At 61.6% G+C, this 26822-nt stretch carries 27 protein-coding genes; 5 read left to right on the top strand and 22 right to left on the bottom strand.

From position 1 onward, the window contains the following. Positions 1–54 precede the first annotated feature (54 nt). Entirely contained in the window at positions 55–774 is a 720-nt protein-coding gene (locus JH25_RS10965; protein ID WP_032878968.1) for a 16S rRNA (uracil(1498)-N(3))-methyltransferase, read from the top strand. Between the two features lie 9 nt (positions 775–783). On the opposite strand, the gene JH25_RS10970 is transcribed toward JH25_RS10965, so the two are convergent. Genes JH25_RS10970 through JH25_RS10980 form a run of 3 tightly spaced genes read right to left on the bottom strand, consistent with a single transcriptional unit; the run spans position 784 to position 3313 of the window. After that, positions 784–1686, bottom strand: a complete 903-nt coding sequence (locus JH25_RS10970; RefSeq protein ID WP_032878967.1) for a transporter substrate-binding domain-containing protein — start codon at positions 1684–1686, stop codon at positions 784–786. Between the two features lie 24 nt (positions 1687–1710). Continuing rightward, on the bottom strand, positions 1711–2061 hold the full coding sequence (locus JH25_RS10975) for a RidA family protein (protein ID WP_032878965.1): 351 nt from the start codon (positions 2059–2061) through the stop codon (positions 1711–1713). Between the two features lie 10 nt (positions 2062–2071). Continuing rightward, positions 2072–3313, bottom strand: a complete 1242-nt coding sequence (locus JH25_RS10980) for a D-amino acid dehydrogenase (protein ID WP_032878963.1) — start codon at positions 3311–3313, stop codon at positions 2072–2074. Between the two features lie 108 nt (positions 3314–3421). Between JH25_RS10980 and JH25_RS10985 the strand changes: the two genes are divergently transcribed. After that, on the top strand, positions 3422–4324 hold the full coding sequence (locus tag JH25_RS10985) for a LysR family transcriptional regulator (RefSeq protein WP_032878961.1): 903 nt from the start codon (positions 3422–3424) through the stop codon (positions 4322–4324). A gap of 24 nt (positions 4325–4348) precedes the next feature. Here JH25_RS10985 and trhA read toward each other — a convergent pair whose 3' ends face one another. Then, positions 4349–4966 carry a PAQR family membrane homeostasis protein TrhA gene (trhA, locus tag JH25_RS10990; protein WP_005792233.1) on the bottom strand — a complete coding sequence of 206 codons (618 nt, stop codon included), beginning with the start codon at positions 4964–4966 and terminating at the stop codon, positions 4349–4351. A gap of 144 nt (positions 4967–5110) precedes the next feature. On the opposite strand from trhA, the gene JH25_RS10995 reads away from it, so the two are divergent. After that, positions 5111–6025 (top strand): LysR family transcriptional regulator, encoded by a 915-nt coding sequence (locus JH25_RS10995; RefSeq protein ID WP_032878959.1) that lies wholly within the window; start codon positions 5111–5113, stop codon positions 6023–6025. 150 nt (positions 6026–6175) lie between these two features. On the opposite strand, the gene madM is transcribed toward JH25_RS10995, so the two are convergent. The 12 genes from madM to JH25_RS11055 form a co-directional block, all read right to left on the bottom strand. Continuing rightward, on the bottom strand, positions 6176–6940 hold the full coding sequence (gene madM, locus JH25_RS11000) for a malonate transporter subunit MadM (RefSeq protein ID WP_032881185.1): 765 nt from the start codon (positions 6938–6940) through the stop codon (positions 6176–6178). Between the two features lie 5 nt (positions 6941–6945). Further along, a complete protein-coding gene (gene madL / locus JH25_RS11005) occupies positions 6946–7338 on the bottom strand; it encodes a malonate transporter subunit MadL (protein ID WP_032878957.1) in 393 nt (130 codons plus the stop codon). A gap of 67 nt (positions 7339–7405) precedes the next feature. After that, positions 7406–8305 (bottom strand): malonate decarboxylase subunit epsilon, encoded by a 900-nt coding sequence (gene mdcH, locus JH25_RS11010; protein ID WP_032878955.1) that lies wholly within the window; start codon positions 8303–8305, stop codon positions 7406–7408. Then, positions 8302–8898, bottom strand: coding sequence for a malonate decarboxylase holo-ACP synthase (locus JH25_RS11015; protein WP_032878954.1), 597 nt, complete (start codon positions 8896–8898; stop codon positions 8302–8304). Before JH25_RS11015 ends, mdcH begins: the two co-directional genes overlap by 4 nt. Continuing rightward, complete coding sequence (gene mdcE, locus JH25_RS11020; RefSeq protein ID WP_032878953.1) at positions 8892–9662, bottom strand: biotin-independent malonate decarboxylase subunit gamma; 771 nt, start codon at positions 9660–9662, stop codon at positions 8892–8894. The genes JH25_RS11015 and mdcE overlap by 7 nt, the downstream gene beginning before the upstream one ends. Continuing rightward, a complete protein-coding gene (locus tag JH25_RS11025) occupies positions 9659–10501 on the bottom strand; it encodes a biotin-independent malonate decarboxylase subunit beta (RefSeq protein WP_032878952.1) in 843 nt (280 codons plus the stop codon). Before JH25_RS11025 ends, mdcE begins: the two co-directional genes overlap by 4 nt. Then, complete coding sequence (locus tag JH25_RS11030) at positions 10494–10793, bottom strand: malonate decarboxylase subunit delta (protein WP_025857695.1); 300 nt, start codon at positions 10791–10793, stop codon at positions 10494–10496. Before JH25_RS11030 ends, JH25_RS11025 begins: the two co-directional genes overlap by 8 nt. Next, the gene (locus tag JH25_RS11035; protein ID WP_032878950.1) at positions 10793–11626 is read right to left on the bottom strand and encodes a triphosphoribosyl-dephospho-CoA synthase; all 834 of its coding nucleotides are present in this window, start codon (positions 11624–11626) and stop codon (positions 10793–10795) included. Before JH25_RS11035 ends, JH25_RS11030 begins: the two co-directional genes overlap by 1 nt. Then, a complete protein-coding gene (mdcA, locus tag JH25_RS11040) occupies positions 11627–13297 on the bottom strand; it encodes a malonate decarboxylase subunit alpha (RefSeq protein WP_032878949.1) in 1671 nt (556 codons plus the stop codon). Between the two features lie 284 nt (positions 13298–13581). Further along, positions 13582–14016 carry a hypothetical protein gene (locus tag JH25_RS11045; RefSeq protein WP_032878947.1) on the bottom strand — a complete coding sequence of 145 codons (435 nt, stop codon included), beginning with the start codon at positions 14014–14016 and terminating at the stop codon, positions 13582–13584. Then, positions 13979–14608, bottom strand: coding sequence for a nucleotidyltransferase domain-containing protein (locus JH25_RS11050; protein ID WP_032878946.1), 630 nt, complete (start codon positions 14606–14608; stop codon positions 13979–13981). The genes JH25_RS11045 and JH25_RS11050 overlap by 38 nt, the downstream gene beginning before the upstream one ends. A gap of 61 nt (positions 14609–14669) precedes the next feature. Beyond that, positions 14670–14909 carry a DUF6124 family protein gene (locus JH25_RS11055; RefSeq protein WP_032878945.1) on the bottom strand — a complete coding sequence of 80 codons (240 nt, stop codon included), beginning with the start codon at positions 14907–14909 and terminating at the stop codon, positions 14670–14672. 433 nt (positions 14910–15342) lie between these two features. Between JH25_RS11055 and JH25_RS11060 the strand changes: the two genes are divergently transcribed. Then, positions 15343–15630: a HigA family addiction module antitoxin gene (locus JH25_RS11060; RefSeq protein WP_005792245.1), complete on the top strand. Its 288-nt coding sequence runs from the start codon at positions 15343–15345 to the stop codon at positions 15628–15630. Between the two features lie 135 nt (positions 15631–15765). Here JH25_RS11060 and JH25_RS11065 read toward each other — a convergent pair whose 3' ends face one another. The 6 genes from JH25_RS11065 to pilG all read right to left on the bottom strand — a co-directional run bounded on the left by JH25_RS11065 (position 15766) and on the right by pilG (position 25613). Then, positions 15766–16221, bottom strand: coding sequence for a chemotaxis protein CheW (locus JH25_RS11065; RefSeq protein ID WP_005792246.1), 456 nt, complete (start codon positions 16219–16221; stop codon positions 15766–15768). Then, positions 16214–22033, bottom strand: a complete 5820-nt coding sequence (locus JH25_RS11070) for an Hpt domain-containing protein (protein ID WP_032878943.1) — start codon at positions 22031–22033, stop codon at positions 16214–16216. The genes JH25_RS11065 and JH25_RS11070 overlap by 8 nt, the downstream gene beginning before the upstream one ends. A gap of 175 nt (positions 22034–22208) precedes the next feature. After that, a complete protein-coding gene (locus JH25_RS11075; RefSeq protein WP_032878941.1) occupies positions 22209–24260 on the bottom strand; it encodes a methyl-accepting chemotaxis protein in 2052 nt (683 codons plus the stop codon). Further along, positions 24257–24781, bottom strand: coding sequence for a chemotaxis protein CheW (locus JH25_RS11080; RefSeq protein WP_032878938.1), 525 nt, complete (start codon positions 24779–24781; stop codon positions 24257–24259). The genes JH25_RS11075 and JH25_RS11080 overlap by 4 nt, the downstream gene beginning before the upstream one ends. 12 nt (positions 24782–24793) lie before the next feature. After that, positions 24794–25159 carry a twitching motility response regulator PilH gene (pilH, locus tag JH25_RS11085; RefSeq protein WP_003234583.1) on the bottom strand — a complete coding sequence of 122 codons (366 nt, stop codon included), beginning with the start codon at positions 25157–25159 and terminating at the stop codon, positions 24794–24796. Between the two features lie 46 nt (positions 25160–25205). Further along, on the bottom strand, positions 25206–25613 hold the full coding sequence (gene pilG / locus JH25_RS11090; protein WP_005792254.1) for a twitching motility response regulator PilG: 408 nt from the start codon (positions 25611–25613) through the stop codon (positions 25206–25208). A 239-nt stretch (positions 25614–25852) separates the two neighbouring features. On the opposite strand from pilG, the gene gshB reads away from it, so the two are divergent. Then, a complete protein-coding gene (gene gshB, locus JH25_RS11095; RefSeq protein WP_005792255.1) occupies positions 25853–26806 on the top strand; it encodes a glutathione synthase in 954 nt (317 codons plus the stop codon). Positions 26807–26822: the final 16 nt, after the last annotated feature.

The following is a 26822-nucleotide window of genomic DNA, read 5'->3' as shown; positions in this document are numbered from 1 at the left end:
AACCGACTTGCCACAGCAAGCTCGCTCCTACATACACCTCTTCAGAGAACAGAAATGAGACTGTCCCGCTTTTTCACCGACACCCCGCTGAGCCTCGGCGATCACGAACTTCCTGAAGCCCAGGCGCATTACATCAGCCGTGTGTTGCGCATGGGTGAAGGCGATGCCGTGCAGCTGTTCGACGGCTCTGGCCAGGAGTTTAGTGGCACGCTGCTGGAAGTCGGTAAAAAACGCGTCACCGTGCAACTGACGCAAAGCTTTGCCGGCCAAGATGAATCGCCGCTGCATATCCACCTCGGCCAGGGCCTGTCCCGGGGTGAGCGCATGGATTGGGCGATCCAGAAGGCCACTGAACTGGGCGTCAATGCGATCACACCGATCTTCAGCGAGCGCTGCGAGGTGCGCCTCAAGGACGAACGCGCCGACAAACGCCTGCTGCACTGGCGTCAGGTTGCCATCAGCGCGTGCGAGCAGTGTGGGCGTTCAACGGTGCCGGTGATTCACGCACCGGTGTTGCTGGCCGACTGGCTGAAGCAAACCGAGGCCGACCTGAAACTGGTGCTGCACCCAGTCGCCGAGCCGATGATCAGTCACGCGAAGCCTTCGAGCCTGGCGTTTCTGATCGGGCCGGAAGGTGGCTTGACCGACGGCGAAGTCGACACCGCCCAAGGCGCTGGCTTCCATGCTGCGCGGTTGGGGCCACGGGTATTACGTACCGAAACCGCGCCCGTGGTGGCGCTGTCGGTCGCCCAGCAACTCTGGGGTGATTTCTAAACGGAGCGATCACTCCACCGGATCACTCACCGGCTTGGCAATGATCGCCTTCAACTCGCTGGTCATTGGGAATTCCAGGTTCAGGCCCTTCGGCGGGATCGACTGCTCAAACCAGCGCTGGTAAATCCCGTTGATCTCTCCCGAACGGTACAGATCACCCAAAGTCTCGTTGACCACGGCGAGAAACTGCGGGTCGTCCTTGCGCACCATGCAGCTGTAGATCTCCCGCGACTGCTCCTCGCCCACCACCACCCAGTGGTGCGGGTCCCTGGCCTTGGCGCGCTCGCCGTAGAGCAACGCATCATCCATATAGAACGCTACCGCACGGCCGGTCTCGAGCATCTTGAAAGCCTCGCCATGGTCTTTGGCGCTGATCACGAACATATTGGCTTTGTGTTCAGCGTTGTAACTTTTGAGAAAGCGTTCATTGGTGGTGCCGGCAGTGGTCACCACGTTCTTGCCCTTGAGGTCGGCAAAGCCTTTGATCCCGCTGTCCTTGGCCGTTAGCAACTGCCCCTTCACGTAAATGAACCCGTAGGAAAATGCTACCTGCTTCTGCCGCTCGGCGGTCACGCCGGTGGAGCCGCACTCCAGGTCGACGGTGCCGTTCTGCACCAGCGGAATACGGGTTTGAGAAGTCACCAGGTTGTACTTCACCTTGAGCTCACTCACCCCGATTTTCTGCTGGATGCGCTCGACAATCTTGCTCGCCAGGTCCACCGAGTAGCCCATCGGTTTGCCACTGTTATCCCCAATGTAGGAAAACGGCACCGACGCATCGCGATACCCCAGGGTGATGGCCTTGGCGCTGGCGATCTTGCTCAAGGTGCCCTCCAGAGGCGCTTCGGTCGCATGGGCGTTTGCGCTCAAAAAAAGTCCAAGAGCGCAGCCGGTCAACAGGATTTTTTTCATTGTTATTCTCCGTTGGTAGATCGGTTATTTACGTACTGCAATCACGCTGATTTCCACCAGGACACTCGGTCGCGCCAGCTCTGCTTGCAGGGTGGTACGCGTGGGCGCCATGCCTGGCGAAAGCCATGCAGACCAGGCTTCATTCATCGGCGTAAAACCGGTACTGATGTCCTTCAGGTAAATCGTCGCGTTGAGCAGGTGATCCTTGTCACTGCCCGCCTCGGCCAACAGCGCGTCGATCCTGGCCAACACTTCTCGGGTTTGGCTGCCTACGTCCTGGCCATCGCCCGGTACCTGGCCCGAGAGAAACACCAAATCCTTGAAGGTCACGGCAGCGCTAAGACGCTCGTTGCTGTTGATTCGGGTGATAGTCATGGCTGCATCCTCAAGCGGCGCGGGGCGCCAGGCCCTGCATATCAATGGAAGGAACATGCTGGCTGATCAACTCAGCCAATAGCTGGCCACTGCCACAGGCCAGGGTAAAACCAAGCGCGCCATGCCCCAGGTTCAACCACAAATTGCGGTAGGCGCTGGCACCGATCAATGGTACGCCCGTCGGTGTTGCCGGGCGCATACCGGCCCACTCGACCGCGTGGGCGTAGTCACCGGCCAAGGGAAACGTCTCCAGCGCCTGGCGCTTTATCAAGGCCAGGCGCTTGGGCTCAAGACGCGCATCAAAGCCGACAATATCCACCATGGCCGCGATCCGCAGTTGCTCACCAATGCGCGCGTAGACGATCTTGCGGTCATAGTCGGTGATGCTCACGTTCGGCGCCTTGTGCTGCGCGCCGATCGGCACGCTCAGGCTGTAGCCCTTGAGCGGGTACAGCGGCAGCGACAAGCGGGGCAACGCCAACTCGGCGCTGCGATGCCCGGCAGCCAGCACCAACTGTTCGACCGGCATCACGTCATGGCCCATTTCGATGGCCTGCACCGCACCGTCGGCGTGACGAATCCCGGTAACCTTGCGACCCAGCAAAAATGTACAGCGCCCTGAAGCCTTTAACCGAGCTGCCAGCCGTTGGCAAAAAGCATGACAGTCCGCCACTTCCTCATTCGGGGTATAGATGCCGCCGACAAACCCACCTGCCGCCAACGCCGGTTCCAGGTGCGTACAATCCACCGCAGACAGCACCTGCTGCTGCAGGACGTCGGTGACCTTGCTGCGTGCACGCTCAAACGTCTCGGCATTGCGAAAGGTCACCAGCTTGCCGTTGCGCCGCCAGTCAAAGCCGTCCAAGCGATCATCGACACGCCATTGCTGCAAGGTGCCTTGGCTCAGGCTCGCCAGCCGCAGCAAGTGGGCAGCGTTGCGCTTGTTCACCGATCCCCGGCAGGCACCGATGAACGCTGCCATCCAGCGCCATTGCTGGAGGTCAAGCCGTGGGCGCAGCTTCAGCGGCGAGTCGCCGCGCAACAGCCACCCAATCGCCTGCAGCGGCACGCCCGCGTCGGCCAATGGCGCAACATAGCGATAGGACAGCTGCCCACCGTTGGCGAAACTGGTTTCGCTGCCCAAGGTATCGCGGGCGTCGATCACCGTTACCTCATGGCCAGCCCGTACCAAAGCATAAGCACTGGCCAAGCCGATAACCCCACCACCGATGATGCAAACCTGCCTGGCCATCCCAGCCCCCGACCGTTGATTAACTGAAGACCAAGCGTAGGCGCAGGTGACAGGCCACCGACAATGAATAAAGATGGGTCACCTATAAACAAAGGTTATGGACTTGCCATGCGCTTGCGTCATATCGAAATCTTCCAGGCCATTCGCCAGACTGGCTCGATCAGTGCTGCCGCGCAGTTGCTGCACGTCTCGCAACCAGCGGTGACCAAAGTGTTGCAGCACGCCGAATTGCAGCTGGGCTTTGCGCTGTTTCTGCGGGTGCGCGGCAAATTGCAGCCCACGCCGGAAGCCCTGGCACTGGAAAGCGAAGTCGAGAAAGTCACCGAGAGCTTGCAAGGTGTAAGGCGTCTAGCCAAGAGCCTGCGCCGCGCCCCAGGGCAAAGCGTGCGCATTGGTGCGATTCCGGCGTTGGCCTTGTCGCTGCTGCCTCCGGCGATTCTGGAATGGAAGCGCGAATACCCCGACATGGCTTGCGAGCTGTCCAGCGACCATAGCCGTGAGCTGGTCCAGAAGCTGCTGATGCGCGAAATCGACCTGGCGCTGACCCTCAACTTTTCCGGCCATCCTGGGTTGACCACCCAGGTGCTGGCCAATGGCGTGCTGGTTGCATTGGCGTCCAAGGGCTATTGGTCGGCGGCTGAAATCAACCAGCCATTGCCGCTGAGCGAACTGGCGGGCGCGCCATTGATCGGGCTTTCCAGTGCTGATCCGCTGGCGACCAAGCTGGACAGCTACCTGGAGAACGTCGATCCACCGCCACGCGTGACCATCTCGGTACAAACCTATTCCCTGGCCCGGGCGATGGTGGAGTCCGGCGCCGGTTTGACGGTCATTGACCCCTTTACCGCCCTCGGCGCATCGACGGCAACCACCTGCATCCGCACCCTCACGCCACCCCTGCCGATCACCCTCTACGCCCTGACCCGTGGCGATGAACCACCGCCGCATATGCTCGCCAAGCTGCTGCAGATCTTCGGCATTCGTGCCTGTGAGCTACTGGCACGTCTCTAATACCACCGAAGCCCCCTCCCACATTCAGAGCACGTAATGCATGATCGCCACAAAATGCAGGAGGCTGCCGCCAATCACAAACAAATGCCAGATCCCATGGGAATGGCGCAGGCGATCTTCCAGGGCAAAAAAGATGATGCCCACGGTGTACAACACGCCGCCCGACGCCAACCAGATAAACCCTGCCGTGCCCAGCGCCGCTATCAGCGGCTTGACTGCCACGAGTACGATCCAGCCCATCACCGCGTAGATCACGATGGACAGAATCCGCGCCTCCGAGCGCGGCTTGATCTCTTGCAGGATGCCGATCACCGCCAGCCCCCACACAATCCCGAACAGCGTCCAGCCCCAGGGCCCGCGCAGAGTCACCAGGCAGAACGGTGTGTAGCTGCCGGCGATCAACAGGTAGATCGAAAAGTGATCGACCTTTTGCATGATCTCTTTTCGCCGCCCCCGCACGCTGTGGTAGACGGTCGACGCGCTGTACAGCACCATCAGGGTAAAGCCATAAATCGCCACGCTGACGATCTTCCAGGGGCTGCCGTCCAGGCTCGCCACCACCAACATCCACACGGCGCCAATACACGCCGCGACTGCACCGAGCAAATGGCTCCAGGCGTTGAACCGTTCCCCGTGATACATCTATCGTTAACCTCCCCTCATCGTTGACGACTGGCGGCAAGCCTCCAGCCTTGCGCATAAGAGTGCAAGCAGCGTGTGACGTTCCAGCGACGAGGGCTGCGTTTGCAGGCACAATCGAGCGCAATCGAACAAGAGCCCACGGCCATGCTGATCGACGAAGAGTTCACCCTCAAGAAGCTGGAAATCTTCCTGGCGTTCATGCGCACCGGCAACCTGGCCCGCGCCGCCGCCGAACTGCAAACCAGCAACGTCAGCGTGCACCGCGCCATCCACTCCCTGGAAAGTGCCTTGCGCTGCCCGCTGTTCAAGCATGAAGGGCGCAACCTCACCCCGCTGGAAAGCGCCTACGTGCTCGAAGAGCGTGCGCAAAAGCTGATAGCCGATGTGGTCGAGGGAGTGCGCCTGACCCGCGAAGCCGCCGGCTTCTGCGCCGAACGCTTCAAGCTCGGCTCGCTGTACTCGCTGACGGTCAAGACCGTGCCGCAACTGATCATGGGCCTGAAGATCCGCCGCAGCGAACTCAATATCGACCTGATCCTGGGCTCCAATTTCGACCTGTTCTACAAGCTCAAGAACATGGAGGTGGATGCGATCCTCATCTCTCTGGACGATCACGCCACCGATCCGGACTGTGAGCAGATCGCGCTGTTCAGCGATGACATCTTCCTTGCCACACCGGCCGATTCCCCCCTGGACCGCCATCAGGAAATCGACCTGGCCGACGTGCGTGACGCCACCTTTATCACCCTCACTCAGGGCTTCGCCACGCACCAGGACGGCAACCGGGTGTTCAAGCAGGCGGGGTTCGAACCGAAGGTGGCGATGCAGGTGAACGATATATTTACCTTGCTGAGCATGGTCAGCTCGGGGGTGGGTTATGCGCTGCTGCCTGGGCGGATTGCGGCGGTGTATGAGAACCGCGTGAAGCTGATACCGCTGCAACCCAGGTATCGGTTGCAGCAGCAGATCGGCGTGGTGTTCTTGAAGGCCAAGGAGCGTGACCCGAACCTGCTGGCGTTGTTGGCGGAGTGTCGGATGTATGCCAATCGCCAGGCTTGAGAATGCCATCGGGGGCAAGTCGAATCGTCGCACCGCCCCTCCCACACTTGACCGCATTCCAACCTGAGAATGCGGTCAAAATGTGGGAGGGGCGGTGCGACGATTCGACTTGCCCCCGATTGCGCCAGACCAGACAGCGAAAATCCCCAGTCAGCCCACCAACCCCCTCATCACCAAAAACAACAACGACGGCCCCAACAAACACCCCAGCGCTGTATAGAACGCCGCGGTCAAACACCCATAAGGCACCAACTTCGGATCAGTCGCCGCCAACCCGCCCGCCACGCCGCTGGAAGTGCCCATCAAGCCACCGAAGATCACCGCACTACGTGGATTGTTCAGCCCGATCAGCGGGGCCACGAACGGTGTCATTACCATCACCAAAATAGCCTTGATCAACCCTGCGGCAATCGACAGCGCCATCACCTCGGAACTGGCCCCAATCGCCGCCCCGGTAACCGGGCCAACGATATAGGTCACGGCACCGGCGCCGATGGTGGTGAGGCTCACCGCATCGGTATAACCAAACGCCATTGCCACCCCTACCCCGGCAACAAACGACGAGCCCACACCGACAAACAGAGCCAGCACGCCGACGTATCCGGCGCGCTTCAACTCATCGACACTCACGCCAAACGCCGTGGCTACAATAGCGAAGTCCCGCAGCATCGCGCCGCCCAACAGGCCAATGCCTGACAACAGTGGAATATCCACCACGCCCTTGGAGCCGCCAGTAAAAGCGCCTCCCACATACGACAACACCAGGCCCAACAGAATGGCAATGGCCGAGCCATGCAGGCGGCCTTTGGTAAAAGTGTCAGAGATCCAGTAGGAAACCCACATGGTCAGGCCGATCACGGCAAAACCACTGATCAATCCGTACCCGGTGATCACTTTCATCATCGATTCGTACATGGCGATCACCCGGCTTCTTTGGTCGGAACAGCTGCAACCGGCTCGCGGTTACCGATACGCACCAGCACCGGTACCAGGGCAAAGCCGAGCACCACGGCGAGGGTCCCGGCCAGAATCGCCATGGGCCCGCCACTGATGGCGCCATACACGTTTTGCTGGGCGGCCATCGCCACCACAATCGGGATATAAATCGCAGCCCAGAAGCTCACGCCCTGCTCCGACTTGCCGGTAAACAAGCCACGCTTGCCGAGGTAACTGCCCAGGCCAATCAGCAGCAACATGGCGATACCCACCCCGCCGACGTTAGCCGGGATACCCATCCATTTGCCCAGCAGTTCACCGACAAACAGGCCGGCCAACGTGCACAGCGCCAGAAACGCCACACCGTAGATAATCATGATTGTTGTCCTCAAAGTGCTCGTTCGAAATTGTTGTTGTTGTGCTTCGAAAGCCTTGGGTGTTGCTTTATCGGTGGCGGCGCTCCTCCTCTTGCAGCAGGGCCTGCAAGGTGTCCAGGCGTGCGCCTTCGCAGGCGATCACCGTGCCTTGTTCGAACACGCGGCGTGACAGACCAGTGAGCACCGCGCCCGGGGGCAGTTCGATTTGCAGGCGTACGCCACGCTCGTAGGCGCCTTGCACGGTGCCGCGCCAGTCGACGACGCGGCACATGTTGAAGGCCAGGTCATCGCGCAGTTGCTCAGGGTTGTGGATAGGTCGCGCGCGGGTGCTGCTCAGGTAGGTGATGCGCGGCGCCTTGAGTGGGACGAACGCTTGGGCAAGCACCTTGGCCGGCGCTTCCAGCAGCGCACAGTGGGACGGCACGCTCACTGCCAGACGCTTGGCGACGCCGTTGCCTTTGATGCGCTCGGCGACACGCTGCATCGCTTCATTGCTGCCGGCGATCACGGTCTGGTTGTCGGCGTTGATATTGGCCAGATACACCGGAGTTGCAGCGCTGTGGATATCTGCCAGCAAGGCTTCAACCGTGGATAAATCGGGGCCGATCAGGGCGGTCATGCCGTAGCCTTGTGGATAAGCCTGTTGCATCAGCTCGCCACGCAGACTGACCAGTTTCAGCGCATCGGCGAAGTCCAGGGCGCCGGCGATGACGGCGGCCGGGTAGGCGCCGATCGACAGGCCCGCCACGTAGTCAGGCGTATGGTGCAACTGCTGGGCATGGGCAACGCCGACGATCAGCAGGCACAGTTGCACCGCACGCGTGCTCGCCAAGGCTTGCGCCGAATCGAGCCGACGAACATCTTCACCCAAGGCATCACTGGCTTCTTCCAGAACCTGGGCCGATAGCGCCTGGAGCATGCCCACGCGCTGGGCACCCTGCCCCGGAAACACCAACAAGCTGCTCATGCCACGGCCTGCCAGGGGTCAAGTACAAGGTGCGCGCCGCCAGTGGTTTTGAGCAGTACGCGGCGTGAGCCTGTGGCCCATTCGCGCAAGGCAACAGCGCCAAACGGGGTTTGCAGTTGCAGGTCCACGGCGCACGGTGCGGTGTCGAATTTCGCCAGCAATGCACGCGCCGCGTTGCGATCAAGCGGTTCGGGGGTGCGCAGGATCAAATCCAGATCACTCATGGCATGCAACGCTTCGACGCCGCTCGCCAATTCAAATCCGGCGCTGCCGCTGACGCCCCAGTGATACTGCGCCAACACTGGCCGCAGTTGATCGAGCGCCCGCAGCGCCGGTAAATCCCGTGGCGAGATCACCTGGCGCAAGTCTTCGGGCGCCACGCGCCGTTGCACCGCAGCAACAGGCATCACCGCCCCATAACGCTGCTCACGCAGACGCCCACGTACGCCAACCGCCACTTGACCTGCTTCGGTAATGGCGCGCCGCACCACTACTGGATGGCCGGCGCTCAGCGCGTCCCGCGCCCAGGCCGGAGCATCCGCAGGCAGGTGCGCCGGGGTCATGCCCCAGAGCAAGTCATGGGCGTTCACCATTGTTCCCGCAGCAGTTGGCGTACATGGCTTGAGGCGGTGCGATTAGTCGCACCGAGACGTCCTTTTAAATCGGGTTGCACGACATCTTTGATCGCCTGCACCAGGCAATCGCTGACCCGCGCCACATCGTCCGTTGTCGGCTGTTCAATCTGGCTCACCGACAAGGTCTCCCAGAGCAAACCCAGGCTGGCATAACTGTCGATGTCATAGGCCATCGGCGGCACACTGGCGGCCAGGGCTTCCAATTCTTCGACGCTACGCAGGGTCACCCGCGCAGCCGAAGCCTTGCCCATGGCATGCACCATCACCCCAGGGTCGCGCAGGGCGATCAAGCGATTGGCCTGGTAACCGTGGGCCAGGAATGCGCCAGACATGGCCTTGCCCACCAGCAGTGCAATCACCGGGTGGCCGGCCAGGCGTGCGCGAGCGTAGCTGTCGGCAGCGGCGGCCAGGGCCTGGTGAATGCCGAGGGCTTCTTCACGACGGCCATAGGCTTGGCTGGGCACATCGACGATGGCGATCAGCGGGCGTTTGTCACCCCTTTCGATGGCTTCATCGACGGCCTTGGCCAGCCCCCAACCTTCCAGCAACCCGACTTCGCCATTGCGCGCACGCGGGAAGCGGTTATTCGGGTCAGTGACCACCGCGATAAAGCGCACCGCCTGTTCACCCAAGACGCCGTCTGCGACTTTCAATGAGTCCGGCAAGCCCTCTACGGGTGCTGCGCCAGCGCTCAATGCATTGAACCACTGTAACCCTCTCATGGGCGTTCTCCCTGATACAGAGCGCGAACCGTCGCGGGCTCGATTTGCGCCGCTGTGTCGAGTTCGGCCAGGCGCGCCAGGTAGAAATCAGCGCGCCGGCTGCGGGGTTGTTCGGGCGCCCCGTGTTGCAACAGCGCGCTCACGGTCTGCTGGATCTGCACCACATCGTCCGCCACGTAACGGTCGGCCAAGCCACTGTTAAAACGTTGTTCGCCGCCCGTAAGGCTCCAGATGAAAGGCCGGTCGCGGGAGTCGTATTCTTCCAGGCCGGCCTCCTGCTCGATCACTTGCGGGCCATTCAAACCCAGGCGCGCTTCGCGGGTGACCACCAGGTAACTGCACAGTCCGGCAGCGATGGACATACCGCCAAAACAACCGACACTGCCCGCCACCACACCGACCACCGGCTGGTACTGGCGCAGGTCGACAATCGCAGCATGGATATCAGCAATCGCGGCCAGCCCCAGATTGGCTTCCTGCAAGCGCACCCCACCGGTCTCCAGCAGCAGCACGGCGCGGGTCGGGATGCCGTTGCGGTTGTCTTCGGCAGCCAGTTCCAGTGCCCCCGCGATTTTTGCGCCACCGACTTCACCGAGGCTGCCGCCTTGGAAATTGCCCTCGATAGCGGCGACCACTACCGGCAAACCGCCGATGCTGCCCTTGGCAATCACCACACCGTCATCCGCCTGGGGCACTACGCCCTGGCGGCTGAGCCACGGCGACATGACCCGTTGGAACGGGTCGATCAGTTCACGATAAGTGCCAGCATCCAACAACGCCTTGGCGCGCTGCCGCGCACCGAGTTCGACGAAGCTGTGTTTGTTGAGCAAATCAGTCATGGCCGACCTCCTCGAAACCTTGCTCCAGGCGCAAACGCACCACGCCGGGGGTGGCGCCGAAATCGTGGATATCGATGTTCAAGGCAGGTGGCGTCTGCTCCTGGAAGATGCGTTCGAACAGGTGCTGCCAACGTTGCTCGGCGCCGTTGACCGAGGTCTGCACTTGGATGGTCAGCGTGCCGGGAGTGCCCGGCTCCAGCAGCACTTCGAGGTCGCCCGAACCGACGCAACCCACCAGCGCGCGGCCTTTTGGCGGCTGGCCCGCGGGGAATTCAAAGGATAAGGTTTCCATCACAACGCTCCGTCGAGGCGGTCGATAAACAGGCAGGCGGCGAGCAAGTCGGCAGCGCCGCCAGGGGAGGCATTCAGGGCCAGGAGTTGCTGGTCCAGTGCGTGCAGTTGGCGACGGCCCGCGAGGGTTGCGCTACCGCCAGCGTCGAGCACGGCCTGGGCGCCTTGCTGCATGGCTTGGAGGCCTTCAGTGCCGGCGCGGTAGAGCACGCAGGTGTCGGCCAGCTCGGTCATGATCGCGAGCAAGGCATCCAGGCGGGCATTCTGCTCACCGGCGTTTTGCCCGCGGCTTTTATGCAGTTGCGGCAGGCCGCGTTGCATCACAGCGGGGAAGCCCAGTTGCGCTTCTTCACGGGCACCGCGTGCGCCGTAGCGCTGGGCGACCTGTGCGCCGTGGCTTAGTGGTTGCGGCGCGAAGCGGTCTTCGAGCAGAGCTAGTTTGGCCGCGGTCAGGGTTACGGCGCGTGGTTGCAGGGCCGCTGCTGCGGTGAGCAAACCAAGGGCCCAGATCGCACCGCGATGAGTATTTACACCATGAGTGGTAATGAGCATCGCTTGCTCGCCCTCGCGACCTATACGGCCGAGCGCTTCACGCAGGGGTACACCGACTTCACCAAATTCAAGGGCGGCCTCGGCCATTTCCTTGAACATCGGCCACAACGACAGCGCCGAGGCGTGCATCAGGCCCAGGTGCAAATCGCTGTGGGCGCCGTTGCCGCGCCGGTCTACCAAGGCGGGTTTAGGCGACAAATCCGCTTCATCGATCAGCGCGTCGACGGCCATATCCGCCAGGCGATCGGCCAGGCTCAATTCATGCTGTTTTAGAGCGCGCATTTACCAGCTCCTGAATTTGGCGGGCGGGTTGTACAAGCCACCGGACCACTCCACCAGGTCGGCCACACTCTTGGCGGCCAACAATTCGCGGGTGGCATCGGTGCGGCGGATACCCAAGTCTTCGGGCAAGGCGATCAAGCCTTCGCGACGCATACGGGCGGTGTCCTTGGGGTTATGGCGCATACCGATTGCCGTCACCCCGGCGACGGCAGCGATCATTGCCTGGCGCTCTTCCAGGGAGCGCGCCTTGTAGAGGTAGGCGATGCCTTCTTCGGTGAGCAAGTGGGTAACGTCGTCGCCGTAGATCATGATCGGCGCCAGCGGCATGCCGCTTTTACGTGCCACTTCCACCGCGTCGAGGGTGTCGACAAAGGTCGGTTTGCCGCCCTCCTGGAAGGTCTCGACCATTTGCACCACAAGTTTTTTGCCGCGCTCAAGCAAGGCCTCGGGCGCATCGTCATGGCGCATATCCAGCCAGGCCGGTGTGCCGTGCCGACGACCACGTGGGTCGTGGCCCATGTTCGGCGCACCACCGAAACCGGCAAGGCGGCCACGGGTCACGGTGCTGGAATGCCCATCGCCATCCACTTGCAGGGTGGCGCCGATAAACAGGTCCACCGCGTACTGGCCGGCCAGTTGGCAGAACATGCGATTGGAGCGCATCGAGCCGTCGCGGCCGGTGAAGAACACATCCGGGCGGGCGGCGATGTAGTTTTCCATGCCCAGCTCGGTGCCGAAGCAATGCACGCTCTCGACCCAACCGCTTTCAATCGCCGGGATCAACGTGGGGTGTGGGTTGAGGGTCCAGTTGCGGCAGATCTTGCCCTTCAGACCCAGGGATTCGCCGTAGGTGGGGAGGATCAATTCGATGGCGGCGGTGTTGAAGCCGATGCCATGGTTGAGCGACTGCACATTGTGTTTTTCGTAGATGCCACGGATCGCCATCATCGCCATCAGCACATGCACCGGCTTGATATGGCGCGGGTCGCGGGTGAACAGCGGTTCGATGTAGAAAGGCTTGTCGGCCACCACCACGAAATCCACCCAGCTTGCGGGGATGTCCACACGGGGCAAGTCGGTGACGTCGTCCACCAACTGGTTGACCTGCACAATGACGATGCCATCGCTGAACGCGGCGGGTTCGATCAGCGCCGGGGTGTCTTCGGTGCTGGCGCCGGTGTAGATATTGCCGGCGCGGTCGGCCATGAAGCCGGCCGAGAGCACCACGTTGGGGATCAGGTCCACCACCAGGCGCGCATAGAGTTCGATGTAGGTATGGATCGCGCCGATTTCCAGCAGGCCGTCTTCCAGCAACTGGCTGATGCGCAGGGATTGAGTGCCGGCGAAGGAAAAGTCGAGCTTGCGGGCGATGCCTTTCTCGAACAAGTCCAAGTGCTCGGCGCGCCCGACACTGGGCATGATCATGTGCAAATCGTGGAGCTTGGCCGGGTCAGCCTTGGCCAGGGAGCGCGAGAGAAAGTCGGCCTGCTTCTGGTTGTTGCCCTCCAGCACCACGCGGTCGCCGGGGAGGATCAGCGCTTCCAGGGCCTCGACGATCCTGTCGCTGGGCAACACCGCCCCGTCTGCATACTGTTTGACCAGCCCGAGCCGCCGCTGCTTCTCGTCGCGCCGCCGCGTCCAGCGCGAGTCGGGGGTGATGGTTGTTGTCATGGTCGCTCCACGGGGTTTGCTGTCGTGGGGCTGTACCTTAGGAGTGAATTTGGGTGCTATCAATCAAGCTCAGCGGCAGACCGTTACGCCTGGAGTAATGAAGATCAAAATATGGGAGGGGCGGTGCGCCGATTCGACTTGCTTCCGATTGCGCTGGGTCAGCTATTAAATTTTGGTTGATACAACGCTATCGGCGGCAAGTCGAATCGGCGCACCGTCCCTCCCACATTTGCTCAGTAGCGCCTGTCAGATAGCAGTCCCTGTGTGGGACCGAACGAACCGCGCTATCTCTGATCAAGGCTAGCCAACAAATCTTGCACGTTGAGCATCAATACCGTCGCGCTATCGATCAACTGGCTTAGCAGGGCCTCATCCTCATCCATATACCCTTCGTATTCCGCCAGGTTGCGACGCTCATGACACAACGCCAACAACCGCACCTGCACCTTGCTCGCGTCGAGGGTGTGAACCAGACATTGAAAGACCAGATAGCGTTTGTCAGAACGATAGCCTTGCAAGCGCAAAGCCGTGAGGGCGATAGCATGGGCGGCGTTGTAAGCCAGATCGAAACGGCTGGCGAATGATAGCTGTGGGGTTGCGGCGTCCTTCAATCGATCACGAGCTGAACGCATCAGCCCGTCACACTCCTTGCGATCCGGCGGCTCAGCCTTCAAGCCACCACTACGTTGCAGATTCTCCAGGTTTGCCTTGCTGTCCATCCGTGGATTCCAGAGGGTTGCCCCCTAACAGATTGATCTTGTCCTGCTGCACTACCCGCTGCACGAAACTGTTCCCGGCATTCCATTTACCGATCCAGTCTTCAGGGGTGTACAGCGTCGGGTTGATGGTGCGACCCAGTTGCTCTTCCAGCGGTATGAGTTGCTCCATGACTTCACTGTAGTTGAGGCTTTGACCGATCAGCATCAGATCTATGTCACTGGATGAGTGCGCCTCACCCTTGGCGATGGAACCGTAGATAAACGCCCAGGTGATCTGCTCGGCAAACGGTGCCAGTGCATTGCGCAATGGCTCGTCCAGGCTCAGCGTCTTACGCACGATAGCCAACAGTTCCGAGTAAATCGGGCACTGAGGGTTGGCTTGGTAGTGAGTCTGGTTGCCTTGGCGCGTCATGTTCAAGATGCCCGCCAACTGCAAACGCTCCAACTCTCGGGTGAGGCTACCCTTACCCACCTGGGCCCACCGGGCAATTTCATTGGTGAAAAAGCTTTGGTCGGGCTTGCCGAAAAGCAGGCCCAGCACTTTTTGCTGGGTGACCGTGAAGAGCGCAGTACTGAGCGGCAAGGTGTGCATGGCAGCGGCCAATGAGTCCCAAAAAGGGAACGATAGGTCCCTTTTTGGGAACGATCAAGTTTTAAGCCGCTGAGAAGGGGGATATCTGTTCCAGTGCTTGATCCACCAATAGCTGTCCTAGCTCTGCCATTTGCTGAATCCCGAGCATGACGGCGCGCTGGGAAGTGTCCAGGTCGAAAGCCAGGTTGCAGGTGAGTGCGTTGAGGGAGGACAGGGTTTCGCTGGCGTTGACCAGCAGGGTTTCGGTGTTTTGGTGGGGGTTTACGGTGAAGAGGGGGGGATTGGGGGTAGGTTTGATCATGATGAAACTCCTAAACAGTCAGTAAGGAGCGCCACCGTTCGCTTGCACGCGAATGAGGGTGGCGACCGTGCGCAGGTGTGCAAGACCGGGCCTGTTTAGGACACCCAGCAGGTCCGAAGACCTCCTGCGCGCAGCCGCCATAAAGCAGCGAGCACAAAAAACGCCCGTTGGATGGCTGGGCGTTCATACGCCTAAACAGTTTCGTCGGACTTGCACGTCCGTGTCACCGTTTTTTGCGATGATGGGACGAAGACTAGGCGTGCGGACCTCTCACCACAAGTTCATGCACGGCTCAAAATCTTGCAGGAAAAATCCGAAGCCTTTTATGTCGAAGTGCGTGCAGGAAGTTTCATACAGCGTTTTGGGGTTGTTGCTTGGAACTGGTCCTTCTAGCCTTCGCGGTTGAATGCCCATAGTCGAAGGACGTACCAACATGCCGATGCACAACCCACCTCACCCAGGTGAAATATTGCTTGAAGATGTGATCCCCGCCCTGGGCATCACCATTACCGAGATGGCGCGACGTCTTGGCTTCGCCCGCGAGACTTTTTCAAGGATCTTGCATGGCCACGCCCCGGTCAGCCCGGACCTTGCCGTTCGGTTGGAACGGGCTGGCGTGAGTAAAGCCCAGTTATGGTTGTCGATGCAAAGTGCCTACGACTTATGGCAGGCCGAGCATCGGGAGCAACCGGTAATTGAGCGGTTTGCGCGCATTGATTGAGATCTTGGGCCAAGCACAATTCAGTGTGGGAGCTGGCTTGCCTGCGATAGCGGTCTGTCAAATACAGATGTATTGCTGACCCACCGCTATCGCAGGCAAGCCAGCTCCCACATTGGAATTTCACAAGACTTAGGATCAGGCCAGACCGGACTCTACCAACAACGCTTCAAGCCCCATCAAATCCGGCACCTTCGCCACCTGCTCCCCCACCTGCACCGCCGCCAGTTCCAGTGGGCACAGCGGCACGTCCACATAGCTCAATTCGCTATCGAGCTTGTAAGAGCGGGGAATGCCTTGGATCACCAGCGCAATGAATTTCAACGTCGGCCTTCCCCCCAAGGCATTCAACACTACGATCCGGGAACGTTCGCCGGTCACGCTGGCTTCACCGCACACGGCTTCAAAGCTGATCAAGGGGATTTGCCGATCACGCCAGGTCACTTGCCGCAGGTACCACGGCGGTGCATCGCTGGCCGGTTCGCCGCGCTGGAAGTCGATCAGCTCTGCGATGGCCACGTTGGGCAGCACCAGGTGGCGGTCGGCCAGGGGCAGCAGCAGGCCGGTGAGTTGGCTGGCGCGGTGGTCAAGCATGGGACTTGCTCCAGTAGGCGATGCTTTCCAGCAGCACCGACTCTTGGTACGGCTTGCCGAGGTAGTCGTTGACGCCAATGGCCATGGCGCGGTCGCGGTGTTTCTGGCCGGTGCGCGAGGTGATCATGATGATCGGCAGGCGCATCAGGCGCGGGTCATTGCGTATCTGGATGGCCACTTCGAAGCCGTCCATGCGCGGCATTTCGATGTCGAGCAGCATCAGGTCCGGGGTGTGTTCTTCAAGCACCGCGAGGGCATCAATGCCGTCCTTGGCGGTAAGCACGTTCATTCCATTGCGCTCCAGCAGGCGGCTGGTGACTTTGCGCACGGTGACCGAGTCGTCCACCACCAGTACCAGCAGCGGGCGTTTTTTCAGCGGGTCGTTGAGGACCAGTGGCACATCCACTGCCTGGGCCGGCAAGGCCGGTTGGCGGGCGCGGATATGCGCGAGCAGGTCAATGATCAACACCACGCGGCCATCACCGAGGATGGTCGCACCGGGCACGCCCTGTACCCCGGCAAACTGCGGCCCCAGGCCCTTGACCACGATCTCGCGAGTGCCGGCCATGGCGTCCACATGCACCGCTACGCGCCGTTCATTGCAATGCACCAGCAACACCGGCAGCGGTTGGTATTGGCCTAGAAGTTTCGGGCGGCTGACGGTGTGCAGCAGATCCCCCAGGTAAAACAACTCGTAGCGCTGGCCGGCGTATTCATAATGCGGCGGATCTTGCTGGTAGTGCCCGGCCAGTTCGTGGGGCAGTACGCGCACCAGGCCTTCGAGGGTGTTGAGGGGGATCGCGTACTGGTCGTCTGCGCATTGCACCATCAACGCACGGTTGACCGACACGGTAAACGGCAGGCGAATACGAAAGTGCACGCCCACGCCTGGGGTCGAGTCGATCACCATCGAGCCGCCGAGCTGACGCACTTCTTCGTGCACCACGTCCATGCCCACGCCACGCCCGGAGATCTGGGTGATTTTTTCTGCCGTGGAAAAGCCCGGCTGCAGGATGAACTGCAGCACGTCGCGGTCGCTGATGGTTTGATCCGGGCCGAGCAGGCCGCGCTTGATCGCCTTGCGCCGCACCGCTTCAAGGGGCACGCCGGCGCCGTCGTCACGCATGTCGAAGACGATGTCGCCGCCTTCGTGGGTCAGGTCCAGGGTAATGCGCCCCTTTTCCGGCTTGCCCGCCTGCAACCGCACCTCGCGCGATTCCAGGCCGTGGTCGACGGCATTGCGCAGCATATGTTCCAGTGGCGCCGCCATGCGTTCGAGCACGTTGCGGTCCATCTCGCCTTCGGCATTGCCGACGATGAACTCCACGTCCTTGCCCAGCTCTTGCGCCACTTGGCGCACGATGCGCTTGAGGCGTGGCAGCATCCGCTCGAAAGGCACCATGCGCGTGCGCATCAGGCCCTCCTGCAATTCGGTGTTGATGCGCGCCTGTTGCTGGAGCAAATCGTGGGCATCCTGATGGCGCTGCTCCAGGGTGTCCTTGAGGTCGAGCAGGTCGGAGGCCGATTCGGACAGCGCGCGGGACAGCTGCTGCAACTGCGAATGGCGATCCATTTCCAGTGGGTCAAACTCTTCGTAGCCCAGGCGTTCGGCCTCGGCCTGCTGACGACTGAGCAGGCGCCCCTGGGTTTCGCTGTCGAGCCGGCGCAATTGATCGCGCATCCGCTCGATGGTGGTTTGAACTTCATTCAATGCAATGCGCGCATCGTTGACTTGCTGCTCGATACGGCCACGGAAAATCGAGGTTTCACCGGCGAGGTTAACCAGGTCGTCGAGCAGTTCGGCGGAGATTTTCACCATGTCGGCAGCGGGGTCGACCGCCGCTTCAGCCTTGCCCGCAGGCAACGCCACGGGCACCACCGGCTCTACACTGGGGTGCACCAGGCTTTTGATGCGCTCGATAAGTTTGTCCACCGCCCCCACCGGCAGCCCATCCGCTACGGCGTCGACCATCTGTGCCAAACGATCATGGCAACCTTGCAGCAGCGCAAACAGCTCTGGGGTCGGCGCCAGCAACCCGGCGGATAGCCCCTCGTAGAGAAACTCCAGCTCATGGGCCAAATCGCCAATCGGCCCGATCTCTACCATGCGCGCTCCGCCCTTGAGGGTGTGCAGGTCACGCAGCAGGGTTTCGACTTCCTGGCGGTTGCCCGGCTCGGCCTGCCAACGCAGCAACGCGCTGCCTGAACTGTCGAGGATATCGGCGGCCTCTTCGAGGAAGATATCCAGCAATTCAGGGTCTGCACCCGAGGCCGGCGCCGCCGCAGCCGGAGTCGCCGGCGCGCTGTTCTGGCGCAGCTCGCGCAGTTTGGCGATCAGCTCGGCAGCATCGCTCAAAGGCTGCTGCTGTTGCAGTTCTTCCAGTTGCAAAGCCAACCGTTCGTGGCTGGCCATCAGCACCTGGGACAGCTCGGGGGTGTAACTGTAGCGGCGGTCCACCAGGCCCTCGTACAGGCACTCCAGCTCATGGGCCAAGTCGCCCACCGGGTCGATTTCGGCCATGCGCGCACCGCCCTTGAGGGTGTGCAGGTCCCGTTGCAGTGAGGACAACGGCGCGGCGCTTTCGGGCTCCAGCAACCAGCGCTTGAGGGACTGCCCGGCACTGTCGAGGATATCGACGGCCTCCTCAAGAAAGATGTCGACAATCTCATCATCCATGGCTGTTTGCTGATCCAACTGCGCAGTGGCAGCGCCCAGTTCCGAAATGCTCAGGGCGCGGCTGCCGTCGCTTTTGATCAGGCCGGTGGCGGACGGGTCCAGCGCGTCATCCAGCAACGCGTGCAAGGCTTGTACCCGCGCAGGCGCCGGGCTGATTTCCTGGCCGGCAGCCAGTTGGTCGAGCATGTTGATCAGCGCCTCATGGGCCTGTTCCGCCTCATGGAAAAACCGCTCGCTGACCGCCAGGCTGCTTTCTTCCACAGCGCCATACAGGTCGAGCAAGGCCTCGCACAACGCGTCGATGGCGTGCAGGTCGGCGATGTGCGCGCCCTCCCCCAAGGTGGTCAGCTCATCCAGCAAGGCGGTCAGTTCCTGGCGTTCGCCGGGATGTTGCTGCCAGCGGCGCAACAGGTTGTCGGCGTCGAGCAGAATGTCCATGCCCTGGGCCAGGAAGTTGGTGATCAGATGCCGATCGCGCTTGATCGGCAGGCCGCTGCCAGGGGCTTCGAGCAGCGCTGCAAGCTGCTGGTCCAACAGGCTTTGGGTGCGTCTGATCAGATCCGCTGCGCCCTGGATGGGTGCCAGGGGATCGCTGTCCAGGTCGCGCAGGCCACGCTGGAACAGCCCTTCGGCTTCCAGCAGCAACTCTACTTCGTCCAGGTCCAGGGGCAAGCGATGGGCCTTGTATTCGCGGGTCAGGTGGTCGAGGGGGCGCGCCAGTTCCGCGATGGGCAACACCCCGGCCATGTAGGCACTGCCCTTGAGCGTATGCAGGGCGCGTTGCAGTTCATCACTGACCTGCAACGGCACCTGTTCGGCGGCGTGGTGCAGGAAGTGGTTGAGGCTGTCCAGATGGCTCTGGGCTTCGTTGCGGAAGATCTCCATCAGCATCGGGTCATGGGGCTCGCCAGCGGTTGTTGCCGCGCCACTGGCCAAGGCATGGGCGCGGGCGGCCAGGGCGTCGACTTCGTCGCGCTGGCGTTGGTCGTCGATGGCAAAATCGGCGATCAATTCCGGCAGCACAGCCACGGCCTCATCCAGCACCTGCTGCACCTCGGCGCCAAGGGCGACGCTGCGTTCCAACACACGGTTGAGCAGGTTTTCCACGGCCCAGGCCAGTTCGGCCAGCACCAGGGCACGGACCATGCGACCGCTGCCCTTCAACGTATGGAAGGCACGGCGCATTTCGCCCTGGGCGGTTTTGTCCGCACTGTTGGGCAGGTTGCGGTGCAGCACGTCGAGAACTTCGTCGGTTTCTTCGAGGAAGACTTCGCGCAGCTCATCGTCAATCGGCTCTTCACCTGCCGGCGGTGGCAGCAGGCTGCCGGGGCGTTGCAGGGCCGGAGGATTAAGGCCTGACGTGGGGCTTGCCAGTGCGTCAAATTGGGATTGGCTCGGTGCCTGTTCGGTCGACAGTGCGCCATCGGGCGCGACCAATGCCTGGCGCCAGGGTTTTTCGGCCGGCAGATAACCCAGCGCCGCCAGGCTTTGGGTGGCCCGCTCCAGCACACGCTCGCCAGCGGCGTCAGGGTCTTGGAGCATGCGTTCCAGGTAATACTCCAGGCTGCTGATCACATCGGCGAACTGCTCCAGTTGCACCGGCGAAGGCGCGACGTCGCTGATCATCAACTGCTCGTCGACATAATCGGTGCAGCCGCGCATCAGGCTCGCCGCACGCGGCAAAGGGATCATCGCCAGCGCGCCACGCACCTGGCTCAGCAATTGCGGCAAGGATTCCAGACGCTGGCGGTCCCAATGGGCTTCGACGCAGTCGATCACCAGTTCCTTGGCTTGTTTGAGGCACTGGCAGGATTCAGCAATCACCAACTGATGGATCTGGGTCAGGTCGGTGGTGGGCAGCCGGCTTTCTTCGCGGCTTTGCGGCTCCACCGTGCCGATCATGCCCGCCAGCGTGGCTTCGACGTAGAGCAACGCGCCTGCCACGTCCATCAGCACCGCGTCATTGGGTTCGCGTTGCCCCTGGGCCAGGCTCAGCACGACGGCCAACTGGTCGATGATCACTTTGCGCGGCTGGCCAAAACCCAGTACGGCGAGGGTGTCGGCGATCTGCCGCAGGGGCGCCAGCAGTGCGTCGAGTTCGTCGATGTGCTGGCGGTCGCTGCGTACGAACAGATCGAGGCGCTCCTTGACCCGCACCAGTTCCTCACACAAGGCACCGAGCACCGACCCCATGGCATTGCGGTCCGGCCCGGCCATTCGCGCACGCTCGGCGTCGACCACGGCGCTGTCGGGCAAAGCTTCATCCAGGCCATAGCGCTCTTTAAGGCTTTGCATGCGCGGCGTCGGTCGGGTGACTTTGGCCACGTAAAACAACAGGCTTTTGAGCAGCTCATCCGGCGCAGGCTGATTGATGCCGTCAATGCCCTGGGCCAGCAGGCGCTTGAGTTGTTTGCCGCTGGCCTTGAGCAGGCTGCGCAGCGCCGGGCTGTTGGCGACCACGCCGGTCAACATGCCCTCGACCAGTGCCGAGGCCACCTGCCACAGCGGTAACAACGGCGCGCCCTGGCACAACGCCTCAAGGCGTGCGAACACCCGCGCCATGTCTTCCAGGTTGCTCGGGCCGTGGTCTTCACGCAGCAACCCGGCGAGGGCTTGTTGCAGCAAGGGGTGCCATTGGCGCAACTGCTCATGCAACTGCGGCGTTGCTCGTTGGACCAGTGTTTCATCAGGCAGCGGCGCGATCGACAGCAGTTGCGGGCTGAACAGGCTGGTTTCAGACAACAGGCTTTCACCCCGCGCAGTGCGCAGGTCGTTGAGCAGCGGCAGTACCACCAGCGGCAGGTCGCGGCGGGCGCTGTGTACGCGATCCAGGTACAGCGGCAACTGGCCGAGGGCCTGTTGCAGCAGGCGGATGCTTTCTTCGCGCTGGCTGACGCGACCGGTCTGGAGCGCCAGGGCCAGTTCCTCGATCTCTTCGGCCAACAGCGCCGCGCCGTAGAACTCGACCATTTGCAGCGCGCCATGCACCTGGTGGATCCCGGCCAGGCAATTGTCGAGGGTGTCGCCGTTGCCGGTTTCAACGTAAGCGTCCAGCGCCGAACGGGCCTGTTTCAGGGTTTCGGCAATGTCGCCCTTGACCCATTCGAGGGCCACGTAGTCGTGCCGATCAACCATAACTGCTCCGCTTAGAATTCGTGGGTTGCTGGTATCTCACAAACAATGGAGATTCAATGTGGGAGCTGGCTTGCCTGCGATAGCGGTGGGTCAGCAATACATCTGTATTTGACAGACCGCTATCGCAGGCAAGCCAGCTCCCACAATTGGACTGTGGCGTTCTTCAGGTCGTATTTCAATCGTCCACCTGCTTGGGTGGCGGCAAGGTGAAACCCGACACCGACCTGCGCAACTGACTGGCCATCTTCGCCAGGTTACCAATGCTCTCGGCGGTCGCGGTCGACCCCGACGACGTCTGTGTGGTGATCTGCTGGATCACATTCATGGTCAGGGAAATCTGCCCGGCCGAAGACGTCTGCTGCTGCGCCGCATTGGAAATGCTCTGGATCAGCGCCGCCAGGGTTTTCGACACGCCTTCGATCTCTTCCAGCGCGACCCCGGCATCCTGGGCCAGGCGTGCGCCGCGCACCACCTCGGTGGTGGTCTGCTCCATGGAGATCACTGCTTCGTTGGTGTCGGCCTGGATCGCCCGCACCAGAGTTTCGATCTGCCGGGTGGCCGCCGACGAGCGCTCGGCCAGGCGTTGCACCTCATCGGCCACCACCGCAAAACCGCGCCCGGCATCGCCTGCCATGCTGGCCTGGATCGCGGCGTTGAGGGCGAGGATATTGGTCTGGTCGGCAATGTCGTCGATCAGGCTGACGATGTCGCCAATTTCCTGGGATGACTCGCCCAGGCGCTTGATGCGCTTGGCGGTGTCCTGGATCTGTTCGCGAATGTTGTCCATGCCATGGATGGTGTTGTGCACCACCTCGTTGCCTTTGTTGGCGATCTCAACCGAGCGCTCTGCCACCGCTGAGGACTCGGCGGCGTTGGCCGATACCTGGTCGATCGACTGCGCCATCTGGTTGATCGCGGTAGACGCTTCGGCAATCTGCTGCGCTTGATGTTCCGACGCCTGGGCCAGGTGCATGGCGGTGGCCTGAGTGTCTTGCACCGCACCGGCGACTTGCCCGGCCGTCAGGTTGATGGTGGCGACCAGGTCACGCAATTGATCCACGGAATAGTTGATCGAATCGGCGATGGTGCCGGTGAAGTCTTCGGTAACCGAGGCGGTGACAGTGAGGTCGCCGTCGGCCAGGTCTTCGATTTCATCCAGCAGGCGCATGATCGCGTTCTGATTGCGCTCGTTCTTCTCGGCGGTTTCACGCAGTTGGCGGTTGGTCTCGCGCACCATCACCAAGCCGATCAGGATGATCGAGGCCAGCGCCAGCAGGCCCAGCAGATAGCCGCCGATGGTGTCGAAACTGCGCCCGCCGGCGAGGTTTTCAAAACCGGTGGCCAGGTGCGAGGCTTCATCGAGCAGGGTTTGCGACAGGTTGAAGATATGGCTCGCCGAAGCCCGCACCTGGAATAACTGCGGCGAGGTTTCGAGGATTTCATCCACGGAGCCTGAGACAAACTCGAACAGCTCGGCAATCTCCACCAGCCGCGTACGGGCGTCAGGGTCTTCGACCTGAGTGATACGCAGCCCGGGGTTGCCGTTGAGCATACCGTTGAGCACCACGCCAAAACGGTTGGCGTCGCGACCGAAGGCATCGGCGGCCTGCACGGCGGTTTCATCGCCCGCAAGCACGGTGTTGACCGCCCCCAGGATCCGTTCGGCCAGCAGCGACTGGCGCTGGGCCAACGCCACCTGGCTGGCCGGGGCGCCGCGTTGCAGCAGGATATCGACGACTTTTTCCGACTCCATTTGCAGTTGCGGCACGGTTTCGGCCAGGGTCGCAGCCACCTGGTGCAGGGACAGAACGGTCTGCTCGCTGGCGAGGATCGCATCGGTGTTTTTCAGCAGCGCTTCCCAGTCGGTCTGCACGGCACGCATTTCGGCGCGCACCGCGCTGGGTGCGGCGGGCAAGCCGGTTTGCGGATCACCCTTTTTCAGGTAGCCCCAGCGCTGGGCAAAATCGTTGCGCGCCTCGCCCAGCAGCTTGAACGCGGCGGCCTTGCCGGCGGCGGCTTCGGTGGCGTTCTTGGCAATGCGCTGGGACAGCACGCGCAGCTCACCGGCGTGGCCGATGTACTGCTTGTCGTAGGTGGACTGGGTGTTGAGGTACGCAAAGTTGGCGAACAGCAACATGATGAACACGATCAAGGCGATAAACAGCACAATGATCTGCGAACGGCTGCGCGAAGCGGCCTGGGGTTTGGGCGTAGTAACGGTGCTCATGCGGCGACATCCATGAAGCCAGGGGCCTGGGCCAAAGCGAAGGGGCTGAAGACTTGCCACTGCGGGTCGCCGTCGAACTGGCCCTGGATAAACGGCGCGCCGGACGCGGTGCTGGCCATCCAGGCATCCAATGGGAAGTGCTGCATACCGACCACTTCGTCTACCAGCAGCCCGACAAACACGTCATTGAACTCCACGACCAGCACCCGCCTTTGCTTGCGCGCCTTGGATAACTCAAGGCCAAGGAAACCGCCCAGGTCCAGCACCGGCAGCAAGCGCCCGCGCAGGTTGGCCACGCCCTTGACCCAGGGTTTGACCCCCGGCATCAAGGTGCAGCGCGGTTCATGCAACACCTCGGCGACCTCGCCCATGGGCGCCACGTACCAGTGTGGCCCCAGGCGAAAGCCGATACCGCTCCAGCGTTGCAGGCGGGTTTCCTGGGACGGCAGGTCGGCGGCCAGCAGGCGGCAACGGCGGTCGATGTCCAGCAGCAGCTCGAAGGCGGTTTGCGACTCGGTCATGATCGCGAGCCTTTAGCCGGCCAGTACCTTGTTCAGGGTGGCGATCAGTGTGTCTTCGTCCACCGGCTTGGTCAGGTAATCCTTGGCGCCCTGGCGTGCACCCCAGATCTTGTCGGTTTCCTGGTCCTTGGTGGTGATGATGATGATCGGAATACCGTTGGTTTCCGGCTCCTTGGACAACTGGCGGGTGGCCTGGAAGCCGTTGAGGCCCGGCATCACGATGTCCATCAACACGGCGTCGGGCTTTTCCTGACGAGCCAGCGCTACGCCGTCCGCGCCGTTTTCGGCTTTCAGGACTTGATGGCCGTGCTTTTCCAGCATGCCGGTCAGTTTGTACATTTCGGTCGGCGAGTCGTCGACGATCAGAACACGTGCCATGGTTTTCCCCACTACATTGGTCGGCGCCGGCCCTTGTGAGGTGGCGTCAGTGTGCTTGTTCTACTGCGGCGAAGGCAGGCACATAGGCCTTGATCGCACCCAGCAGTTCTTCCTTGCTGAAAGGCTTGGTCAAAAATTGATCGACACCCACGATGCGCCCCTTGGCCTTGTCGAACAGGCCATCCCTGGAGGACAACATGATCACCGGGATCGCCTTGAACGCCGGGTTGTTCTTCACCAGGGCGCAGGTCTGGTAGCCATCCAGGCGCGGCATCATGATGTCGACAAAGATAATGTGCGGGTGATGATCCACAATCCGCGCCAGGGCATCGAAACCGTCGATGGCGGTGATGACCTCGCACCCCATGTTCTTCAACAGTGTCTCGGCGGTGCGGCGGATCGTTTTCGAATCGTCGATCACCATCACTCTCAAGGCGTTGGAATGCTGTTCCATATCTGCTCTACCATCGCCACAGCGAATCGGTTTTCGGTGTGTACTGCCTGATGTTGCACAGGATGAGCGCCGCAAGCCTTGGAATTCAAGGGCTGCTACGCCGTGGCAGTCTTTTTAGCACAGTCTCCGGGCGCAATCTATCGAGGCACCCACCCGGTGGTTTTTCCTTGACCCACAACAACCACAGCGCCACTCTGACGCCACTTTTATGCGCCCTAATTTGCTAGAGGAAACCCCCCATGAGCGTTCGCGTCGGCATTGTCATGGACCCTATCGCCAGCATTTCCTATAAAAAGGACAGCTCGCTGGCCATGCTCCTGGCCGCCCAGGCCCGCGGCTGGACGTTGTTCTATATGGAACAGCGCGACCTGTACCAGGGCGACGGCGAGGCGCGGGCGCGGATGCGTCCGTTGCAGGTATTCGCCAACCCCGAGAAATGGTTCGAGCTTTCGGATGAAATCGACAGCCCCCTGAGCGACCTCGATGTGATCCTGATGCGCAAGGATCCGCCGTTCGACATGGAGTTTGTGTACTCCACCTACTTGCTGGAACAGGCCGAACGCGCTGGCGTGTTGATCGTCAACAAGCCGCAGAGCCTGCGCGACTGCAATGAAAAGCTGTTTGCCACCCTGTTCCCGCAGTGCACGCCGCCGACCGTGGTCAGCCGCCGCGCCGATGTACTGCGTGAATTCGCTGCCAAGCATGGCGATGTGATCCTCAAACCGCTGGACGGCATGGGCGGCACTTCGATCTTCCGCCACCGCGCTGGCGACCCGAACCTGTCGGTGATCCTCGAAACCCTGACTGCGCTGGGCACCCAGCAGATTATGGGCCAGGCTTACCTGCCGGCGATCAAGGATGGCGACAAGCGCATCCTGATGATCGACGGCGAGCCGGTGGACTACTGCCTGGCGCGCATCCCGGCAGCGGGCGAGACCCGTGGCAACCTGGCGGCCGGTGGTCGTGGTGAAGCACGGCCGTTGTCGGACAAGGACCGCTGGATCGCCGCTCAAGTTGGCCCGACCCTGCGCGAAAAAGGTCTGCTGTTTGTCGGACTCGACGTAATTGGTGAGAACCTCACGGAAATCAACGTCACCAGCCCTACCTGTATTCGCGAGATCGACAATGCATTTGGCACGAACATCGGCGAAATGCTGATGGCCGCCATTGAGCGCAAGCTACAAGCCAAGTGACATAGAACAGCCGGAC

Origin of the sequence: Pseudomonas sp. BRG-100, from assembly GCF_000737955.1 — a bacterium.
GTDB lineage: Bacteria > Pseudomonadota > Gammaproteobacteria > Pseudomonadales > Pseudomonadaceae > Aquipseudomonas > Aquipseudomonas synxantha_A.
The sequence above is the reverse complement of the archived record's forward strand: the minus strand, read 5'-3'. Positions and strand labels throughout refer to the sequence as shown.

What these genes read in the sequence shown, in the direction of transcription:
- JH25_RS10965 (WP_032878968.1), top strand. Translation starts at nt 55, where the DNA reads ATGAGACTGTCCCGCTTTTTCACCGACACCCCGCTGAGCCTCGGCGAT.
- JH25_RS10970 (WP_032878967.1), bottom strand. Translation starts at nt 1,686, where the DNA reads ATGAAAAAAATCCTGTTGACCGGCTGCGCTCTTGGACTTTTTTTGAGC.
- JH25_RS10975 (WP_032878965.1), bottom strand. Translation starts at nt 2,061, where the DNA reads ATGACTATCACCCGAATCAACAGCAACGAGCGTCTTAGCGCTGCCGTG.
- JH25_RS10980 (WP_032878963.1), bottom strand. Translation starts at nt 3,313, where the DNA reads ATGGCCAGGCAGGTTTGCATCATCGGTGGTGGGGTTATCGGCTTGGCC.
- JH25_RS10985 (WP_032878961.1), top strand. Translation starts at nt 3,422, where the DNA reads ATGCGCTTGCGTCATATCGAAATCTTCCAGGCCATTCGCCAGACTGGC.
- trhA (WP_005792233.1), bottom strand. Translation starts at nt 4,966, where the DNA reads ATGTATCACGGGGAACGGTTCAACGCCTGGAGCCATTTGCTCGGTGCA.
- JH25_RS10995 (WP_032878959.1), top strand. Translation starts at nt 5,111, where the DNA reads ATGCTGATCGACGAAGAGTTCACCCTCAAGAAGCTGGAAATCTTCCTG.
- madM (WP_032881185.1), bottom strand. Translation starts at nt 6,940, where the DNA reads ATGTACGAATCGATGATGAAAGTGATCACCGGGTACGGATTGATCAGT.
- madL (WP_032878957.1), bottom strand. Translation starts at nt 7,338, where the DNA reads ATGATTATCTACGGTGTGGCGTTTCTGGCGCTGTGCACGTTGGCCGGC.
- mdcH (WP_032878955.1), bottom strand. Translation starts at nt 8,305, where the DNA reads ATGAGCAGCTTGTTGGTGTTTCCGGGGCAGGGTGCCCAGCGCGTGGGC.
- JH25_RS11015 (WP_032878954.1), bottom strand. Translation starts at nt 8,898, where the DNA reads ATGGTGAACGCCCATGACTTGCTCTGGGGCATGACCCCGGCGCACCTG.
- mdcE (WP_032878953.1), bottom strand. Translation starts at nt 9,662, where the DNA reads ATGAGAGGGTTACAGTGGTTCAATGCATTGAGCGCTGGCGCAGCACCC.
- JH25_RS11025 (WP_032878952.1), bottom strand. Translation starts at nt 10,501, where the DNA reads ATGACTGATTTGCTCAACAAACACAGCTTCGTCGAACTCGGTGCGCGG.
- JH25_RS11030 (WP_025857695.1), bottom strand. Translation starts at nt 10,793, where the DNA reads ATGGAAACCTTATCCTTTGAATTCCCCGCGGGCCAGCCGCCAAAAGGC.
- JH25_RS11035 (WP_032878950.1), bottom strand. Translation starts at nt 11,626, where the DNA reads ATGCGCGCTCTAAAACAGCATGAATTGAGCCTGGCCGATCGCCTGGCG.
- mdcA (WP_032878949.1), bottom strand. Translation starts at nt 13,297, where the DNA reads ATGACAACAACCATCACCCCCGACTCGCGCTGGACGCGGCGGCGCGAC.
- JH25_RS11045 (WP_032878947.1), bottom strand. Translation starts at nt 14,016, where the DNA reads ATGGACAGCAAGGCAAACCTGGAGAATCTGCAACGTAGTGGTGGCTTG.
- JH25_RS11050 (WP_032878946.1), bottom strand. Translation starts at nt 14,608, where the DNA reads ATGCACACCTTGCCGCTCAGTACTGCGCTCTTCACGGTCACCCAGCAA.
- JH25_RS11055 (WP_032878945.1), bottom strand. Translation starts at nt 14,909, where the DNA reads ATGATCAAACCTACCCCCAATCCCCCCCTCTTCACCGTAAACCCCCAC.
- JH25_RS11060 (WP_005792245.1), top strand. Translation starts at nt 15,343, where the DNA reads ATGCCGATGCACAACCCACCTCACCCAGGTGAAATATTGCTTGAAGAT.
- JH25_RS11065 (WP_005792246.1), bottom strand. Translation starts at nt 16,221, where the DNA reads ATGCTTGACCACCGCGCCAGCCAACTCACCGGCCTGCTGCTGCCCCTG.
- JH25_RS11070 (WP_032878943.1), bottom strand. Translation starts at nt 22,033, where the DNA reads ATGGTTGATCGGCACGACTACGTGGCCCTCGAATGGGTCAAGGGCGAC.
- JH25_RS11075 (WP_032878941.1), bottom strand. Translation starts at nt 24,260, where the DNA reads ATGAGCACCGTTACTACGCCCAAACCCCAGGCCGCTTCGCGCAGCCGT.
- JH25_RS11080 (WP_032878938.1), bottom strand. Translation starts at nt 24,781, where the DNA reads ATGACCGAGTCGCAAACCGCCTTCGAGCTGCTGCTGGACATCGACCGC.
- pilH (WP_003234583.1), bottom strand. Translation starts at nt 25,159, where the DNA reads ATGGCACGTGTTCTGATCGTCGACGACTCGCCGACCGAAATGTACAAA.
- pilG (WP_005792254.1), bottom strand. Translation starts at nt 25,613, where the DNA reads ATGGAACAGCATTCCAACGCCTTGAGAGTGATGGTGATCGACGATTCG.
- gshB (WP_005792255.1), top strand. Translation starts at nt 25,853, where the DNA reads ATGAGCGTTCGCGTCGGCATTGTCATGGACCCTATCGCCAGCATTTCC.